This is a genomic window from Shewanella putrefaciens (genome assembly GCF_016406325.1).
GTDB lineage: Bacteria > Pseudomonadota > Gammaproteobacteria > Enterobacterales > Shewanellaceae > Shewanella > Shewanella putrefaciens.
This window is the reverse complement of sequence record NZ_CP066370.1, coordinates 128,748-145,231: the sequence shown is the minus strand read 5'-3', so window position 1 is coordinate 145,231 and position 16,484 is coordinate 128,748. Positions and strand designations below refer to the sequence as shown.

Below are 16,484 nucleotides of genomic sequence, written 5' to 3'. Positions count from 1 at the left end.
GATTAAGCGTAAGAATGCTCACCGTGTTGGTGATCAGTTACGTCACGCACACCGGTTAATTCACCGGGGAACATGTCTAACAGTTGTTTTTCGATACCATCCTTTAAGGTGATATCCACTTGAGAACAACCGTTACAACCGCCGCCAAACTGCAATACCGCAACACCTTCGCTGGTGATTTCAACCAACATAATGTTACCGCCATGGCTGGCCAACTGCGGGTTAATTTCAGATTGAATAACATATTCAATACGTTCAACTAAAGGCGCATCGCCTGATACTTTACGCATTTTGGCGTTAGGCGCTTTAAGTGTGAGTTGCGAACCTAATTGATCGGTCACAAAATCGATTGTTGCTTCTTCAAGGAAAGGTGCGCTCTTTTCATCAACCATAGCGTTAAAGCCGTTGAACTCAAGTTCAATATCATCACTTTCAACCGCATCTGGTGGACAATAGGACACACCACACTCTGCTTGCGCGGTACCAGGACTTATCACAAATACACGAATATGAGTGCCTTCAGGTTGATCTGCTAACAACTTAACAAAATGGGCTTGGGCCGCATCGGAAATCGTAATCATGGAAACCAGCTCCGTCAGGGGATACCTGAGTGTTTTAGTAAGAATTAGCCGTATGATACTCCGACTCACTCCCGCTTTGTAGTCCCTTGAATACCAAGTTTGTGGATTTTTGCAAAAGTGATCACGATTTATATGCCCTAATAACACACTAAAATGCAGATTAATTAATGAATCAGTTGCGCCTATATTAGCTTAAGCGACCCACGTGGGTCGCTTAAGCTAGAGGATCAAACTATTACTATTTAGTCGCTTCTTGTCCTGCGATACGGCCAAAAACAATAATGTCTGTATAAGCATTGCCACCGAGTCGATTGGTTCCATGGGTTAACCCCGTCACCTCACCTGCAGCAAACAAGCCCGGAATCACCTTCCCTTGTTCATCAAGTACACGAGTACGTGTATCAACCACAAGGCCCCCCATAGTATGGTGCACAGAAGGTGTCGCTTTTAAAATCCAATAAGGTCCTTTACTTAAATCGACTAATCCTGAACGATGATTAAAGGCTTCATCCTTTCCTGTTGCGGCATAACGATTAACGTCTTTAATGGTTGATAACAACGTGTCTTCAGGAATATTAAAGACTTTAGCGGCTTCTTCTAGGGTATCGACCTTATACATTAGCCCGTCTTTTGTGAACTCCTTAAGTTCACCTTGATGCATTTCAACTGTATGAGCAACGTTTTCAATGTCTTGATTCCAGAGCACATAAGTATAACGGCCTGGTTGGTCTAAAATAGCATGTGAAATAACATCACGACGCTCCAATTCCTCAACAAAACGCTCACCCTTCTGGTTAATTAACACGGCACCAAAAAAGCGAGAGTCCGCAATCAAGGCTATCGCACCAGAGGTTGGGCTACAAATCGGATATGACTGGATATATCCCATATTTTTTGCTGCAGCGTGAATTTTCTCTGCCATCACAATACCATCACCGGTTCCTCCAAGATGGCCAGTACTACCATAACGCTCGTCGAGTTCTGGATTGTATTTCTTGCGCATCTCCATATTCGAGGAGAAGCCGCCCGTTGCAACCACAACACCGCGCTTAGCATGGTAGGTGATGGTTTTGCCATTATGTGTCGCTTCTACACCAACAATTCGACCCGTTTGATCTTGGATTAACTTTTCAGCCTTAGTATTGGTATGGATCGGTAAACCTACTTCATCAGCTTTAATCGAAAACTTACTAATGACTTCAGCCCCAGTATGACCTTTAGGGATTAATGCCCGTTTAACACTATGCCCACCAAACTGAAATAACTGATCTGGATAAAATTCTACTTTAACGTAATCTCTTAACCACTCCGCGGCATCAACTGCATTATCAACCATGGTTTTAACCATCTCAGGATCGCCTTTAAAATCACCGCCTTTAAGCGTATCGCTGATAAATAGTTCTTTGCTATCGGTGATCCCCATAGTCTTTTGTACCCAACTACCGGCCACATTCATCTCTGCACCAGAAATCAATGAGTTACCACCGATAATAGGCATTTTTTCAATAATAACGGCGGAGCGGCCTGCGGCTATCGCTTCTAAACCCGCGCTAAAACCTGCCCCACCGGAACCAATAATCACCACATCATAGGTATATTCTGCAGGCGTTAATGCTTCACTTTTCTTAGCAGAAGCCGTTGCAACAAGAATGACTCCTGCCGCTTCAATACTTTTACCCACAGCTTCTTTAAGTGCTTTAGACGTTACTGTCGCGCCCGTAATACCATCGACTTCAACAGAATTATTATCAATAATTGCCTGTTTAACATCTTTAAATACGGCACCAGCAAGCACTTTGTTTTCTTTTTGTTTAATAATATCAATAGCTACAATATGCCCATCTTTGAATGTGGTTTCGACCTGCACTTCGCCATGTTTGCCTTGAGCAGTTCCTTGGCTTTTTACTATTTGATGGGTAGCTTGACAGCCAGCAATAATCGCTGTTGCCGTGACAGCAATACCAATAATGGATTTTTTATAATGCATTACAATTCCCTTATTATTCTTGATAAAAAATAGAACAACATCCAATTAGATGAAATTCTATATATTAAAAATTCAAACAATCTGATAACCCATTAAAACTGATAACCAATAGATATACCGTATTCAAACCCATCATTATATTGAGACCCCCAACTATCATAATGAGTGAGATATAACTTTGAAAATATTGAATCTGTGATGTTTGTTTGTAATGTTGTGATTATCTGATGGCCATAGCTGTTATATGAAAATAATGCTTGATGCGCTTTATCCCTATCAATTTGCGCTTCATAATTCAAACTTAAACTATGTTTTAACCCTAACAATTCAAGGGGGTACTTTGCATTTAAAACAACAGCATAGCCTGATAAATCGTTAAACTTCTCTGATGTGGGTGAAAAATTACCAATGGTATAATTGAAACCAACACCATAGTTTAATGATAGATTTTGAACTTTTGCGTTATGAGTCAAACCTAGGTAAAGGTTATCTTCAACTAGCGTTTCACTCGCAGAGATAAAGTTCTGAGTCCAGAAGTTAAACTGCGATTCCCCCAGCTTATTTTCCAGTATCAATAATGACTTAATCGTCGTCTTACCATCAACATGCTTCTGATTTTCCGCGATTTCTGCTGGGTTTTCTAACTTAAGATTAGCAAAGTAAGTCCCCCAGTCAGCAATTCCCAAATGATTTAACTTTACAAAGGGTTGATTAAAAACACCTGGGTTATCATCTTTTGTGTCACTGGTATAAAACTTATAACCTAAATCCACGCTTGTTTTATTTATATCAGCATACACAGAACCACTAAACAGGATTGCACTGACTAAAATAGATACCACATTTTTATTACACATAGAGCCCCTCTCAACCATGTTTATGAGGGAATATATTTAAATACCCCCACATCTCGTAAACTTTATTTAATAAAGTTACTACGAACCGCATGATTACTATGTGATCTAAGCCCAAAGGCGCTTTTGCATTTTAAAAGTGTGTGGTTTAATGCAGTAAATTTACAGTCACTATTATTGATTTATTTAGAGATTACCAACCTCGCAGTAAATAAATTATTTTCTGATGAGCAAGTAAAAATCCAGCCCAGTTGATTAGCAAGACGCTTCACCAGTAATAGCCCTAAACCAAACCCATGACGGCCATTACTATTGTAGGAATTGGTTATTTCTATACAACGAGCAATTTGAGTAATGCTAATATCTGCTCCACCATGCTCAATACTATTCCTTAATAAATTGCTTAATATGATTTTTAACGGATGAAGTTGAACGGAAAAATAAGTATCGTCAGAAAATAATTTAATTTTTTGCTCATGACCATGTACCCGTTGCTGCTCCTCGATAATACTGGCAAGTAAAGGCGATAACGCGACGTTTTCCTTTTCTAAACTGGAACACTCTTTATTGGTCAACCATAGCAAGGTTTCAATGAGTGACTTCATTTGATTGGTCGCTTGGGAAGCATACAGAGTTGCACCAGTAAGCTCACCTTGTTGTAATGCGAGGATTTCGAATGAGGATTGGCATATGGCAACTGGTGTACGTAACTCATGGCTAGCAAAGCGTAAAAAATTGAGTTCGCGTTGCTGAGCCTCTTGAAGCTGTAAAATCGAGTTATCTAGAGCATCAACAATGGCTTTTAGTTCTGCATATTCTTGTTGCGGCAAACTCAGTTTGCCTCCTGCCTCCCAATCATGCTGCTTAATCGCTTGGCTAATTTGATGCACAGGCGTAATCACTTTACTTTGCATATAAAACGCTAAGCTTGCACTGGCACAAAAGGTTATCAATACCAGCAGCAAAATGGCGGTCATGTTTTTAGGGGCAAATTGCAAATCATGGGTAACACTAAACTGCAGCCAAACGTATAGCGGCTGGCCAGCTTGTGTGTAGTACACACTTAACGCGTTTACAATGGGACCTTCTGCATGCTCATAGAGAATTTTGCTCGCATCAGTTAAAACTTCATTGTTACTTAACTCACGAATTTGCAGCGGAATATCTCGCCAATGAGGATAGACGGTTAAGTTATCGGTTTTTAGAAGTGGTTGATGAAGTAATGATTGCTGAGTTGGCTCCGCCATCTTCAGTAACGCTTCGGCCGCTTGCCCTGCATTGTGCATTGTGACTTCATGCATAGAAATCATACCTGCACACATCATGCAAAGCGGGATAAAACTATTCACACCTAAGGTTATTAATAGAAAAATAACGCCCCACACTTGATAGCTACGCTTGAGGCTAAGTTTAGGCGCTTGCATTGATTTCATCCCTAAGACTTAAACCGACACCACGAATCGTATGTAATATTTGCCGCTCAAAGGGGCGATCGATCACTCGGCGCAAAAGATGAATATGACTGCGCAAACTGTCACTATCAGGTGCGCTGTCGGGCCAAAGCATTCGTTCAATCTCTTCTCTACTCACTGTTTCTGGGCTGCGCCTTGCTAACAACGCCAAGATCTGCCAACCGGTTTTAGACAAAACCAGCAGTTGCCCTTGCCGATACACCATGTGATTTGCAAAATCGATTTCGAGGTCGCCAATAATCAACCTTTGGGGCGCGGGACGACGCTGAGCGACCACTTTTAATCGTGCGACCAGTTCCTCCATCGCAAAGGGTTTTATTAAATAATCATCAGCGCCAACGGCAAAACCAGCCAAGCGCTCATTCAAACTGCTACGGGCGGTTAGCATGATGATAGGTGAAGTAAAACATTGCGCTTTCCAGCGTTCACACGCTTCAATGCCATCACCGTCCGGTAAATTAAGGTCAAGAATGATAGCATCGAACTGCTGCTGACTAATGAGCATATCCGCTTGTGCTAGGTTGAACGCGTAATCGCACTCTATGCCACTCAATTCAAGATATTGAATGATGTTGTTAGAGAGAAGCCGATTGTCTTCAACCAGTAATACCAACATATTTAGATCAACTCATATTGATGGGCGAGATGAATTAAGTTTGCTCGATTCGTCGCCCCAAACTTCCTACGCATGGATTCCATATGGTATTCAACGCCTCTGATACTTATCGGGAGCTGGGTTGAAATTTCGTCATTCTGCAGGCCGTTTGCGACCATAAGTAAGATATCTCTCGCATTATCTTTAAGTAGAGAACTTTGAAGAAATGGATTAAACAATGGCTTATTACATTCAAATAGCTTGTTTTGAGCCTCTTTTAAGGTTGCACTCAAACCCGTTAATAGGATGTCTGAATCACTCAGATGACTCAGCAATATAAAACGACCCGCCCAATGTCGATTGCTATGGCATGTAACGGGCCAACTTAATACGGTTTGAATATGATGCTTACTAAAAAGTAGGCTAGCTTTATCACCTTTATCACACGACAAGCGATACATATAAGATTTTGAAGTATCTAACGAAAAACCAAAATTAAAATCATTAGCGGCAACCTGACTTAGATAAAAACGCTGCAGTTCAGCAACTACAGGTGATGAAGCTACGCTGGCATTAGGTTTACGCAGCGAAGCTTGTGAGAACAGATTGGTTTCTTTTGGAAAGTGATAGTTTTCATACGCGCAATGAGGGACTCCTTGAAACCAGAATCCACTAAAACCGTGCAGCTTCAAAGCTGCCGTTATTGCCTGAATAACCTCTTTTAACGTAGATGCCGTATTGGCATTTGATAGCGCCTGTTTAGCGTCCATAAATACCCCCAAACAAAATGATATTAGAAGGTATCTCAATACAAACAATAAACAAAACTCACAGATACATATACTTACATTTGATCGCAAAATTAAAACTTATTTTTTATACCCCGTGTTTTTGACATAGTTTTGACGTTCGTAACGCTAAACTACCGCGATCTGTTTTAACTATAAGTCCGTTGTATCCAACAAACCTGGCGCTTCGGCTCGTGCAAGACACCATATTTGTACATGCACGTATCGCGCTTCAAATAAACGGGCAATTTCAGCGACTGTGGTCCCCGTTGTGACGACATCATCTACCAGTGCAATACGCTGATAAGCAAAGTCGTCATCTAACATAAATGCATCCTGTAGATTACGCCGCCGCTGCGCACCGTTCAATCCTGCCTGCGGACGGGTATCCTGTCGCCGCGTTAATCCTTGGTCAACTAAGGGCAACTGTAAGCGTTGAGACAACTCATGGGCAATCAACCAAGCCTGATTAAACCCTCTTTGCTGTAAGCGTTTGGGGTGCAATGGCACTGGTACTATCGCTTGGGGAAGCGTTAATAAGCCCAACTGCTCAAGGTGGTTAATTCGCGCAACCAAGGCACGACAGAGTATAGGCAATGCCGCAAGTTGACCTTGGTACTTAATTGCACCAACCCAAGTCCCTAAACCTTGGTGATAACTGCAGGGGGCAACGATCTTATGGGGTGAATATTTTTGGCATGCACCGCAATAATCCATTTCAAGCAGCATTGACCTGCCACAACCAAGACAAATGGGACTATGGTATAAACCCGTTTGTAGGCAAGCCATACAAATCCCCGTTTCTGGCGCTTGCATGGATTGGTGGCACAGAAGACAACGGTTAGGTAAACTGCCCGCCAACCAAGTTATGCAGAGTTGATATCCTAGACGCATTATCCGCAAAGCAGATTGCGGCCAAATCCCTTTGACAATGTGCGGCATATATCCACCTAATCCATTTAGAGGCACTCAAGTGAGCCAAGTGATCCCCACAAACCCAGTAAATTTGCATATTGAAACCAGAGGCAAAGGGCCAGATCTGGTCATGCTTCATGGTTGGGGAGTGAATAGCACTGTGTTTACCCCATTATATGAGTCACTCTCTCAGTATAGGGTGCACTATGTCGACTTGCCGGGCTTTGGCCATAGCCAAATGGTTGAAGGTAGCCTATCAACCTGGGTCGATACCTTAGTCGCTGCATTGCCTGAACACGCTATTTGGGCTGGCTGGTCACTCGGTGGGCTCGTTGCGACTCAGGCAGCGTTAAGTTATCCACAAAAAATCAAAGGCTTGATTACTATTGCCTCATCCCCTTGCTTTATGGCAAGGGAAGACGAAGCATGGCCGGGCATTCCGCCACAAGTCCTTAATCAATTTAGAGAACAACTCGGCCAAAATTTACCTAAAACTATAGAGAGATTTCTGGCGATTCAAGCCATGGGTAGCGAAACCGCCAAGGAAGACATCAAACAACTACGCGATCTTGTGCTTTCCCGCCCTTTGCCAGATACCAAAGCCCTAAGCCAAGGCCTGAGTATGCTGACCAAAGTAGACTTAAGGCCACAACTTTCAGCACTTCAACAACCTTGGCTTAGGGTGTGGGGGCGACTCGATGGTTTAGTGCCAAAACGTGTACAACCCCAAATGCCAACAGGTGACCAAATTGAAGATGCGATGCTAGCCAAAGCTTCGCATGCTCCCTTCTTTTCGCATCGCGACGATTTTTTAAAAGTATTTTTGCCTTGGTTAGCAATACACACCCGCTGATGCTTTATCTTTAAGCAATTAGTGGCTAGTATTTAACCATTAGTGCTTCAAGGAATTTTCCATGTTAGTTGTCAGTAATTACCCACAAGTGCCGCTAGCGACCAGCAATGTCGCGACGGACTTAGCTCGGGTCGACAACCAACTCAAGCCTGTGGTCATTCCTCCCCAACAGGCAACGAAAGCGCACGAAGAACGCGCCTTTAATCCACAGAATGAACGTACAGCGGATCAAGCTCAGCAACAGGCACGACTGATTGAGCATAATCAGCAACAAGTTCAAGATAAACAGCAACAACAGCAATCATCTCAGCAGCAAAACCAGCAACAACAAGAGAAAAAAGCCCCTGTTGTCATGGCTGAACGAGTGCAATCAAAATTAGTAAAGATAGCGACTCGAGGTCAAGCAGCATTGCAGCGTAAGGACATACGCTTAAAAGTCGCTCAAGGGGATACTACTCATATAAATACTCGCCCTAAAAACAATAATACGAGCACGACTCAGCCGTCGATTCAGGGCGAATCTATGCAGTTTTATCAACAAGTTGGACAACGTATTAGTCAATTTTATGAGCAACAGACTCGACCAGAGCCTGAATCTGCCATGTCAACTTGGATTTAATGTCTACCATTTCGTCCAACAAAAATGCCGCGAAGTTGCGGCATTTTTCATTAAGAATAAACCTTATTTTGGTAACCGATACAGCTCTTGCTGATAAGCTAAACTCCCCCACAGTGCCCAGCTTAAGGCTTTTTTCTCAAGCATTTTAGCTGCGGGAATATAGGGCGTTAATTGCTCCGTTTTCTGATTATATTGAAAACCTTGCGCAGCTTTTTCTGGTTGCAAAATGACGACATCTTTTCCTTCCATCAGTGCAAAGTTTTTATCGTATTGCATCAAAGCTCGCCCAGCCCAATCATCACTGACTTTGGTTAAATCACGACCAAGCATGGGGTATGAATCTGAAATACCCATCAAAGACAACAGTGTTGGCGGCAAATCAATTTGACTCACGATTCGATGATCACGTTTTGGTGTAACACCATCCCCTATAATCAACCCAGGAATACGAAAACGCGAAACAGGTACGAGATCAGCACCTACGACTCGACTATCATGATCGGCAACCACGATAAAAATCGTATCCTTCCAATATGCAGCATTCTTGGCAAGCTTGAAAAACTCACCAATGGCATAGTCTGCATATTTGGCGGCGTTATTTCGAGTCTGCTTTGGTTGTTCATAGAGTTCGATACGATCATCAGGGAATTCGAATGGGTCATGGTTCGTTGAACTGAACACTAAACTAAAGAATGGCTTACCTTCATTATGTAGCCGTTCAAACTCACCGTTTGCCTTACGCATAAGATCTTCATCTGAAACACCCCAAGACCCCACAAAAGCAGGCGACTTATAATCCTTTTGCTCTATGATATCGCTAAAGCCATTACCTAAAAAAAAGCTGCGCATATTATCGAAATGGCTCTCACCACCATAGATAAACTGCGTTGTATAACCATGGTTTTTAAGAAGTTCAGCGATAGAGAAAAAACCTGTTTGACTCTTCCCTAGCTTAACCACAGCCCGTGCAGGTGTCGGCGTAAACCCCGTTGTTACCGCCTCGATTCCACGGACTGAACGTGTACCTGTGGCATATAAATGATCAAAATACCAACCTTCTTGAGATAAAGCATCGATATTTGGTGTCAGTGGTAAACCACCCAAACTGCCTACAAATCGTGCACCTAAACTTTCTTGCAATAGGATAACTAGGTTCTTTGGTTTACCAGTATAACTGGCTTGGTTAAAGCTAAGTGAAGGCACATCTGTTGATGTAAACGCACTTGCTGGACGACCACTCTCTTGTCTTATCGTCGCGATAATCTCAGCATCATTTAAATCACCATAAACTTCCGCTGCATCTTCTTCGTTTCCCATTTGCTTGATGGCAAAAACTAAGGAATAGGATGAGTTAGTGACAAGTGAATTCACCAGTGGGTCATCGGCAAAAGCCACCATAGCAGGATTAAGTGGTCGATGGCCTAATGTTGAGCGAGCACCAAGAAAAGCTAAAACCACCACAACGCCAGCTAACACAGGACGCCAATACCAACGAGGAAAGCGTAAATAGCTTGTTAGCTTGCCACTTAACACCCATCCTCCCCAAAGCGTTGCCATGCTAACGATCACAGAGAAAATCAGTTCAACTTTTCGACCTGCCCACAGCATAGAAAGCACTTCTTTGGGATAAATCAAATACTCCACATACAAGCGATTAGGACGAATACCATATTCTTCGATGAAAGTTGGCGTTGATATTTCTAAAAATACAATGACCCATAGCCCAAAAGTTAGCCATATCCGTAAAATGGGTTGCCATAAACGGCCAACAAAATGATCTCCAGAAAACAAAGCCGTACCAAGTGCAGCTATACCCCACAACCAGCACAAAGTAGCAATATCAACACGTAGCCCTTGTAATAGAAGGTGTGACCAGCCTTCGACAGCCACCACGCGTTCAGCTTGCCATAGGCCTAAACAAATACGGCTAACGGTAGTAACGAACAACACCAATAGGCAGAAAATAAGGATGGCGTGAAAAGGTCCGTAGGCGTGACCACGTCCGCGAGCAGATAAAACTGACAACATCTATTACCCCAAAACAATCAATGTCCACTCTGCTTTGGAGTGTCTATTTGAGAAAAATCAATAAAGAAGTGCTTGTATGACACCCGACTTTTCTTAAGGTTGCATTAAGCGTCGACTTTATATTCTTTAATGACACAATTTTGCAACAGTTTTGTAAATAATAGATGGAAAGTGTCGACTCGGACACAGGATTGTCCGAGTCTGAGTCTGAGTCAGCGAGGTTTACTTTTTCAGTTTAGCGAAAGCATCGGCAAAAGCGTTACCCATAGCCGCATTCGCGGGCGCTTTCGGCGCGGGCTTTTGAGCTGGGCGAGCGGTTTTACCTGACGAAGTCAATTTGTGATTGGCTTTGGTTTGCGATGAATGCTTAACCTGAGCATTGTTTTGATCAATCGCCTCGTCCAAACGCATACTCAAACCAATACGACGGCGCTCAACGTCCACTTCCATCACTTTAACCTTCACCACATCACCCGCTTTCACCACTGTGTGGGGATCGCTGATAAATTTGTCGGTCAATGAAGAAATATGGACTAAACCGTCTTGATGCACACCGATATCGACAAAGGCACCAAAGTTAGTCACGTTCGTCACTACACCTTCGAGGATCATTTCGGGTTTGAGATGCTTAAGTTCTTCAATCCCCTCTTTAAACTTAGCGGTTTTAAACTCACCGCGGGGATCGCGTCCCGGTTTATCCAGCTCGGCTAAAATATCGGTCACGGTAGGGAGACCAAATTCCGGCGTGATAAACTCCTGTGCATTAATCGTTCGTAACAGTTCTGAGTTACCAATAAGACTCGCTAATTCAACCTGTTTAGCTTTGGCTATGGTTTCCACCAGCGAATAAGCTTCTGGATGCACGGCAGACATATCGAGCGGATTATCTCCTTCACGAATACGTAAAAAACCCGCGGCTTGCTCATAAGCCTTTGGCCCTAAACGAGGCACTTTAAGTAGCTCTTTACGGTTTTTAAACTGACCATTGGCATCACGGTAATCGACCACATTTTTCGCTAAGGTCTTATTTAAACCAGCGACTTGCGACAATAACGGCACTGAGGCCATATTCAAATCAACACCCACACCGTTTACACAGTCTTCGACTACGGCTTCAAGCGAGCTAGATAATTGGCTTTGACTAACATCATGCTGATATTGACCGACTCCGATAGACTTAGGCTCAATTTTCACTAACTCAGCCAGAGGATCTTGCAGACGGCGGGCGATAGAAACTGCGCCGCGAATAGAGACATCGAGTTCAGGAAATTCTAGCGCCGCTAATTCTGAAGCAGAATAAACCGAGGCACCCGCTTCACTAACCATCACCTTAGTTAAATGTGGATGAGTGTCCGTAAGGCTGGCAATTAATTCAGCGGCAAGTTTGTCGGTTTCGCGGGAGGCGGTACCGTTACCAATTGCGATCAGTTCAACCTTATGCATATTCACAAGGTTGGCTAAAGTACGAATCGATTTTTCCCATAAATTTTGCGGTGCATGGGGGAAAATTGTCGCATGGCTAAGGAGCTTACCCGTGTTATCCACCACAGCCACTTTAACACCAGTACGTAAACCAGGATCGAGTCCCATGGTGGCTTTTGCACCAGCGGGGGCCGCCATCAGTAAATCGCCCAAGTTACGGGCAAAGACCTTAATGGCTTCGGCTTCAGCACGTTCACGCATTTGCGAAATAAACTCGGTCTCCATTTGCAGGGCTATCTTGATGCGCCATGTTGCCGTCACTACGGTTTTTAACCATTGGTCAACACTGCTATCGCCCAGTTTCAAGCCTAAATGATCTGCAATAATCACTTCACAGTAACTGCCTTGACCTGCTTGTGCATTAGGGTCGGCATTCATTGATAAGGATAAAAAGCCTTCATTGCGACCACGTAACATAGCTAAAGCGCGGTGTGACGGCACTTTAGATAACAACTCATTGTGCTCGAAATAGTCACGGAACTTAGCGCCCTCTTTTTCTTTACCCGCGATCACACGGCTTTCTAATACGCTGTTTTGGCTTAAATGCTCACGCACTTTGCGCAATAGTTCCGCATCTTCGGCATAGCGTTCCATCAAAATATAACGGGCACCTTCGAGCACGGCTTTAGTATCGGCAAAACCAGCATTTTCATTGATATAATCCGCAGCCAGCGCTTCGGTATCGGCATTGCGATCCGCAAGCAGTGCATCGGCTAATGGTTCAAGACCCGCTTCAATGGCGATTTGCCCTTTAGTACGGCGCTTAGGTTTGAAGGGTAAATAGAGATCTTCGAGGCGAGTCTTACTGTCGGCACTATCAATAGCAAATTGCAGCTCTGCGGTTAATTTACCTTGAGCCTGAATACTGGACAAAATCACTTGGCGTCTATCGTTCAACTCTCGCAGATAGGCTAAACGACTATGTAGGGTACGTAATTGGGTATCATCTAAGCCACCGGTAGCTTCTTTACGGTAGCGCGCCACAAAAGGAACGGTAGCCCCATCGTCGAGCAATGCTATGGTCGCGGTAACTTGCTGCTCACGAACATTCAGTTCTTGGGCAATGATTTGAGCGATGTTATGTGCAATGGTTTGGGAAGTCGTTTGCATAAATAAAATATCGTGTTTAACGGATGAGTCGTAATTGCGCCCACGATACCACAGGCGCATGATCAATTTCATGCTAAAGCCAGCATCAAATCACAGAGTTTGATCTTCTGCGCAATGATAATCGGACACCTAAGCCATCCTACATATAACCATCGAGGGTTAATCCGTTACGCTGGCCGAAGGATTTTCAAATGGTGTATAACGTATCTCATTGATATACCAATCTTTTTGGCCAGATGGTGTTTGCACAACGACTTCATCATCTACTTGCTTGCCAATTAAAGCGCGCGCCATAGGCGAGTCGATAGTGATATAGCCCAGTTTAGTATCGAGCTCATCTTTACCGACGATCCGATAACGCACCCGCTCGCCCGCGTCGTTTTCAAGCTCAAACCAAGCGCCAAAGTAAATTTTACCTTCCTGCTGCGGCGAATAGTCGACAATCTTTAACTCTTCTAATCGCTTAACTAAGTATCTGACACGGCTATCAATTTGTCTTAACAAACGCTTGTTATAAGTGTAATCCGCGTTCTCACTTCTATCGCCCTGTGCCGCGGCCTCTTGGACTTTAAGAGTGATCTGCGGCCGATATTCTTTCCACAAATATTTCAATTCTTTATCTAAGGCTAACCAACCTTGGCGGGTGATCAAATGCGCTTTCATGTTCTGACTCGATAATTAAATAAAACTGCCGCAATTGATAAGGGCAAATATGGACAGATGATACTCAGACTAACAGCTAAAGTTAACCACCTACAGAAAAGCATTCCGACACTTCCGAGGCGACAATGCCAATTTAGTTACAATTTCATACCGATAGTGAATAAATGCCATGATTATCATGCATTTTCATTTGCTTAGTATTAACATTGAACGGAAAATTTCAGCATTAATCGCATATCAGCCAATATGATGCGCTAGTCGCTTAGGCTGAATGCGGCTATATTAGGCAGATTCATTTTCAATTTCAGCCAGTTACTCTTTACTGCATCAAGGCAGCAAGAATAAAGCATTAATCCGAGTAATTAAAGGATACCCCATGGGACAAGAAACCTCGAAAATCCTCGTCGTCGATGATGATATGCGCCTAAGAGCGTTACTCGAGCGTTACCTGATGGAGCAAGGCTATCAGGTACGCAGTGCGGCCAATGCCGAGCAGATGGATCGCCTATTAGAGCGGGAAAATTTCCATCTTTTAGTGCTCGATTTAATGTTACCCGGCGAAGATGGTTTATCGATTTGTCGACGCTTACGTCAACAAGGTAGCCTCATTCCAATTGTGATGCTCACCGCTAAAGGTGACGAAGTGGATCGTATTATTGGCCTTGAGTTAGGTGCCGATGATTACCTGCCAAAGCCTTTTAATCCACGGGAATTACTCGCCCGAATTAAAGCCGTGATGCGCCGCCAAACCTTAGAAGTGCCTGGCGCACCAGCACAACAAGAAGCCGAGATCAGTTTTGGTGAATTCTCACTGGATCTCGCCACCCGCGAGATGTACCACGGTGATGAAGCGATTGCGCTCACCAGCGGTGAGTTTGCCGTGCTTAAGGTGTTAGTCACCCATCCCCGCGAACCTTTGTCTCGGGATAAGCTGATGAACCTTGCACGCGGCCGCGATTATTCCGCATTAGAGCGTTCTATTGACGTTCAAGTGTCGCGTCTTCGCCGTTTAATTGAGAAAGATCCTGCCAATCCTCGTTATATTCAAACAGTTTGGGGCCTAGGTTATGTGTTTGTGCCCGATGGTGCGGCGCGTCGATGAAGTGCGTTGCGTGCTTAATTTTGTCCCCTTATTGGCACGACTATGAAACGTAAGTTGTGGCAGCGATTTCTACCACGTAGCGCGTTTAGTCAAACCGTGATGCTGATTGGTTGCTTATTACTGATCAATCAGCTGGTGTCTTACGTTACCGTTGCTGTTTATGTACTCAAACCCAGTTACCAGCAAATTAATCAACTGATTGCCCGTCAAGTCAAACTGCTGTTTGTGGATGGCATTGATATCGGCCGCGAACATTTAACGATAGTCGATGCCCTCAATGCTAAAGTCCATGATGATGGAATGAAGATTTACAACCAACAACAGGCCCGTGAAGCTGGTATTGAGCAAGCAACTTATTATGGCTTCTGGTCGTCACAGATGTCGGAATATCTTGGTGGCGAAGCGGAGGTTAGAGTAACCCATGGCAGCGTACTGCAGATTTGGATTCGACCGCCACAGGCACCTTCGGTATGGATTAAAGTGCCATTGATTGGTCAAAATGTATCGGATCTTTCACCACTGACTCTGTATCTAATCGTGATTGGTGCGCTTAGCGTGGCCGGTGGTTGGTGGTTTGCCCGCCAACAAAATCGCCCTCTTCGGCGGCTACAAAAAGCGGCCATTTCGGTCTCCCGCGGTGAATTCCCCGATCCCTTGCCGCTCAAAGGCTCAAGTGAAATTGTCGAAGTGACCAATGCCTTCAATCAGATGGCACACAGCATGAAGCAATTGGAGCAAGACAGGGCGCTGTTGATGGCGGGCATTTCCCATGATTTGCGTACTCCACTCACGCGAATTCGTCTCGCTTCGGAAATGATGGTTGAAGAAGACCAATATCTTAAAGACGGTATCGTCAACGATATTGAAGATATGGATGCCATTATCAGCCAATTTATTGCTTATATACGTCAAGATCAGGAAGCCAACCGCGAGTTAGCCCAAATCAATAAACTTATCCAAGATATTGTCCAAGCCGAAGCAAATCGTGCTGGTGAAATTGAAATGGTACTGACCGATTGCCCCGAGGCACTATTCCAAGCTATCGCCATTAAACGAGTACTGAGCAACTTAGTCGAAACGCCTTCCGCTATGGATCTGGCTGGATACGCATTAGCTCACAATACGATGGAAAGCGAATCGGTTTTAGTGTTGAAGATAATGGCCCAGGGATTGATGAATCACAAATACAGAAGCTATTTCAACCCTTTACTCAAGGAGATATCGCTCGCGGCAGTGTGGGATCAGGCCTCGGGCTTGCCATTATTAAACGAATTATTGACCGTCACCAAGGACAAATAATACTCTCAAACCGCAAGGAAGGAGGATTAAAGGCACAGGTTTGGTTACCACTGGAATAACCTACGTCACATATCAGCAGATCAAATGACAATGTAGGTATTCAACTCATCTTCTGTAATATTTGTGTCACGTTAAA

Annotated in this window: 14 protein-coding genes and 1 pseudogene; 5 read left to right on the top strand and 10 right to left on the bottom strand. The window is 43.9% G+C overall.

Annotated features, from left to right (window positions below):
• Window positions 1–2: 2 nt before the first annotated feature.
• From nfuA to JEZ96_RS00590, 7 genes are all read right to left on the bottom strand, one after another.
• Window positions 3–581, bottom strand: coding sequence for a Fe-S biogenesis protein NfuA (gene nfuA, locus JEZ96_RS00620; RefSeq protein WP_011787539.1), 579 nt, complete (start codon window positions 579–581; stop codon window positions 3–5).
• Window positions 582–819: 238 nt separating this feature from the next.
• Window positions 820–2,568, bottom strand: a complete 1,749-nt coding sequence (gene urdA, locus JEZ96_RS00615) for a urocanate reductase (RefSeq protein ID WP_025008337.1) — start codon at window positions 2,566–2,568, stop codon at window positions 820–822.
• 92 nt (window positions 2,569–2,660) lie between these two features.
• Window positions 2,661–3,425, bottom strand: coding sequence for an outer membrane protein OmpK (locus JEZ96_RS00610; RefSeq protein WP_011787537.1), 765 nt, complete (start codon window positions 3,423–3,425; stop codon window positions 2,661–2,663).
• Between the two features lie 179 nt (window positions 3,426–3,604).
• Window positions 3,605–4,846, bottom strand: a complete 1,242-nt coding sequence (locus JEZ96_RS00605; protein ID WP_025008336.1) for a sensor histidine kinase — start codon at window positions 4,844–4,846, stop codon at window positions 3,605–3,607.
• Window positions 4,833–5,510, bottom strand: coding sequence for a response regulator transcription factor (locus tag JEZ96_RS00600; RefSeq protein ID WP_011787535.1), 678 nt, complete (start codon window positions 5,508–5,510; stop codon window positions 4,833–4,835). The genes JEZ96_RS00605 and JEZ96_RS00600 overlap by 14 nt, the downstream gene beginning before the upstream one ends.
• A gap of 2 nt (window positions 5,511–5,512) precedes the next feature.
• Window positions 5,513–6,259 carry a response regulator transcription factor gene (locus tag JEZ96_RS00595; protein ID WP_014609574.1) on the bottom strand — a complete coding sequence of 249 codons (747 nt, stop codon included), beginning with the start codon at window positions 6,257–6,259 and terminating at the stop codon, window positions 5,513–5,515.
• Between the two features lie 171 nt (window positions 6,260–6,430).
• Entirely contained in the window at window positions 6,431–7,219 is a 789-nt protein-coding gene (locus JEZ96_RS00590) for an amidophosphoribosyltransferase (RefSeq protein ID WP_025008335.1), read from the bottom strand.
• 31 nt (window positions 7,220–7,250) lie between these two features.
• On the opposite strand from JEZ96_RS00590, the gene bioH reads away from it, so the two are divergent.
• Together bioH and JEZ96_RS00580 are read left to right on the top strand one after the other, a co-directional pair.
• A complete protein-coding gene (bioH, locus tag JEZ96_RS00585) occupies window positions 7,251–8,045 on the top strand; it encodes a pimeloyl-ACP methyl ester esterase BioH (protein WP_025008334.1) in 795 nt (264 codons plus the stop codon).
• Between the two features lie 61 nt (window positions 8,046–8,106).
• A complete protein-coding gene (locus JEZ96_RS00580; RefSeq protein WP_011920224.1) occupies window positions 8,107–8,664 on the top strand; it encodes a hypothetical protein in 558 nt (185 codons plus the stop codon).
• 63 nt (window positions 8,665–8,727) lie between these two features.
• On the opposite strand, the gene JEZ96_RS00575 is transcribed toward JEZ96_RS00580, so the two are convergent.
• The 3 genes from JEZ96_RS00575 to greB all read right to left on the bottom strand — a co-directional run bounded on the left by JEZ96_RS00575 (window position 8,728) and on the right by greB (window position 13,947).
• The gene (locus tag JEZ96_RS00575; RefSeq protein ID WP_061782927.1) at window positions 8,728–10,692 is read right to left on the bottom strand and encodes an LTA synthase family protein; all 1,965 of its coding nucleotides are present in this window, start codon (window positions 10,690–10,692) and stop codon (window positions 8,728–8,730) included.
• A 222-nt stretch (window positions 10,693–10,914) separates the two neighbouring features.
• Window positions 10,915–13,284, bottom strand: coding sequence for a Tex family protein (locus JEZ96_RS00570; protein WP_041408289.1), 2,370 nt, complete (start codon window positions 13,282–13,284; stop codon window positions 10,915–10,917).
• A 159-nt stretch (window positions 13,285–13,443) separates the two neighbouring features.
• Window positions 13,444–13,947 carry a transcription elongation factor GreB gene (gene greB / locus JEZ96_RS00565; protein WP_025008332.1) on the bottom strand — a complete coding sequence of 168 codons (504 nt, stop codon included), beginning with the start codon at window positions 13,945–13,947 and terminating at the stop codon, window positions 13,444–13,446.
• A 376-nt stretch (window positions 13,948–14,323) separates the two neighbouring features.
• On the opposite strand from greB, the gene ompR reads away from it, so the two are divergent.
• The 3 genes and pseudogenes from ompR (at window position 14,324) to JEZ96_RS19460 (ending at window position 16,407) form a co-directional block, all read left to right on the top strand.
• Window positions 14,324–15,049, top strand: a complete 726-nt coding sequence (ompR, locus tag JEZ96_RS00560; RefSeq protein ID WP_011787527.1) for an osmolarity response regulator transcription factor OmpR — start codon at window positions 14,324–14,326, stop codon at window positions 15,047–15,049.
• 42 nt (window positions 15,050–15,091) lie between these two features.
• A pseudogene (gene envZ, locus JEZ96_RS00555) lies at window positions 15,092–16,198 on the top strand (two-component system sensor histidine kinase EnvZ); the annotation flags it as partial.
• A complete protein-coding gene (locus tag JEZ96_RS19460) occupies window positions 16,153–16,407 on the top strand; it encodes an ATP-binding protein (RefSeq protein ID WP_310794095.1) in 255 nt (84 codons plus the stop codon). The pseudogene envZ and the gene JEZ96_RS19460, both read left to right, overlap by 46 nt.
• The last annotated feature ends 77 nt before the right edge of the window (window positions 16,408–16,484 follow it).

Coding starts and splice junctions, on each gene's coding strand:
- JEZ96_RS00605 (WP_025008336.1), bottom strand. CDS start 4,846: ATGCAAGCGCCTAAACTTAGCCTCAAGCGTAGCTATCAAGTGTGGGGC.
- nfuA (WP_011787539.1), bottom strand. CDS start 581: ATGATTACGATTTCCGATGCGGCCCAAGCCCATTTTGTTAAGTTGTTA.
- JEZ96_RS00595 (WP_014609574.1), bottom strand. CDS start 6,259: ATGGACGCTAAACAGGCGCTATCAAATGCCAATACGGCATCTACGTTA.
- JEZ96_RS00590 (WP_025008335.1), bottom strand. CDS start 7,219: ATGCCGCACATTGTCAAAGGGATTTGGCCGCAATCTGCTTTGCGGATA.
- JEZ96_RS00575 (WP_061782927.1), bottom strand. CDS start 10,692: ATGTTGTCAGTTTTATCTGCTCGCGGACGTGGTCACGCCTACGGACCT.
- ompR (WP_011787527.1), top strand. CDS start 14,324: ATGGGACAAGAAACCTCGAAAATCCTCGTCGTCGATGATGATATGCGC.
- JEZ96_RS00610 (WP_011787537.1), bottom strand. CDS start 3,425: ATGTGTAATAAAAATGTGGTATCTATTTTAGTCAGTGCAATCCTGTTT.
- JEZ96_RS00580 (WP_011920224.1), top strand. CDS start 8,107: ATGTTAGTTGTCAGTAATTACCCACAAGTGCCGCTAGCGACCAGCAAT.
- JEZ96_RS00570 (WP_041408289.1), bottom strand. CDS start 13,284: ATGCAAACGACTTCCCAAACCATTGCACATAACATCGCTCAAATCATT.
- JEZ96_RS00600 (WP_011787535.1), bottom strand. CDS start 5,510: ATGTTGGTATTACTGGTTGAAGACAATCGGCTTCTCTCTAACAACATC.
- urdA (WP_025008337.1), bottom strand. CDS start 2,568: ATGCATTATAAAAAATCCATTATTGGTATTGCTGTCACGGCAACAGCG.
- greB (WP_025008332.1), bottom strand. CDS start 13,947: ATGAAAGCGCATTTGATCACCCGCCAAGGTTGGTTAGCCTTAGATAAA.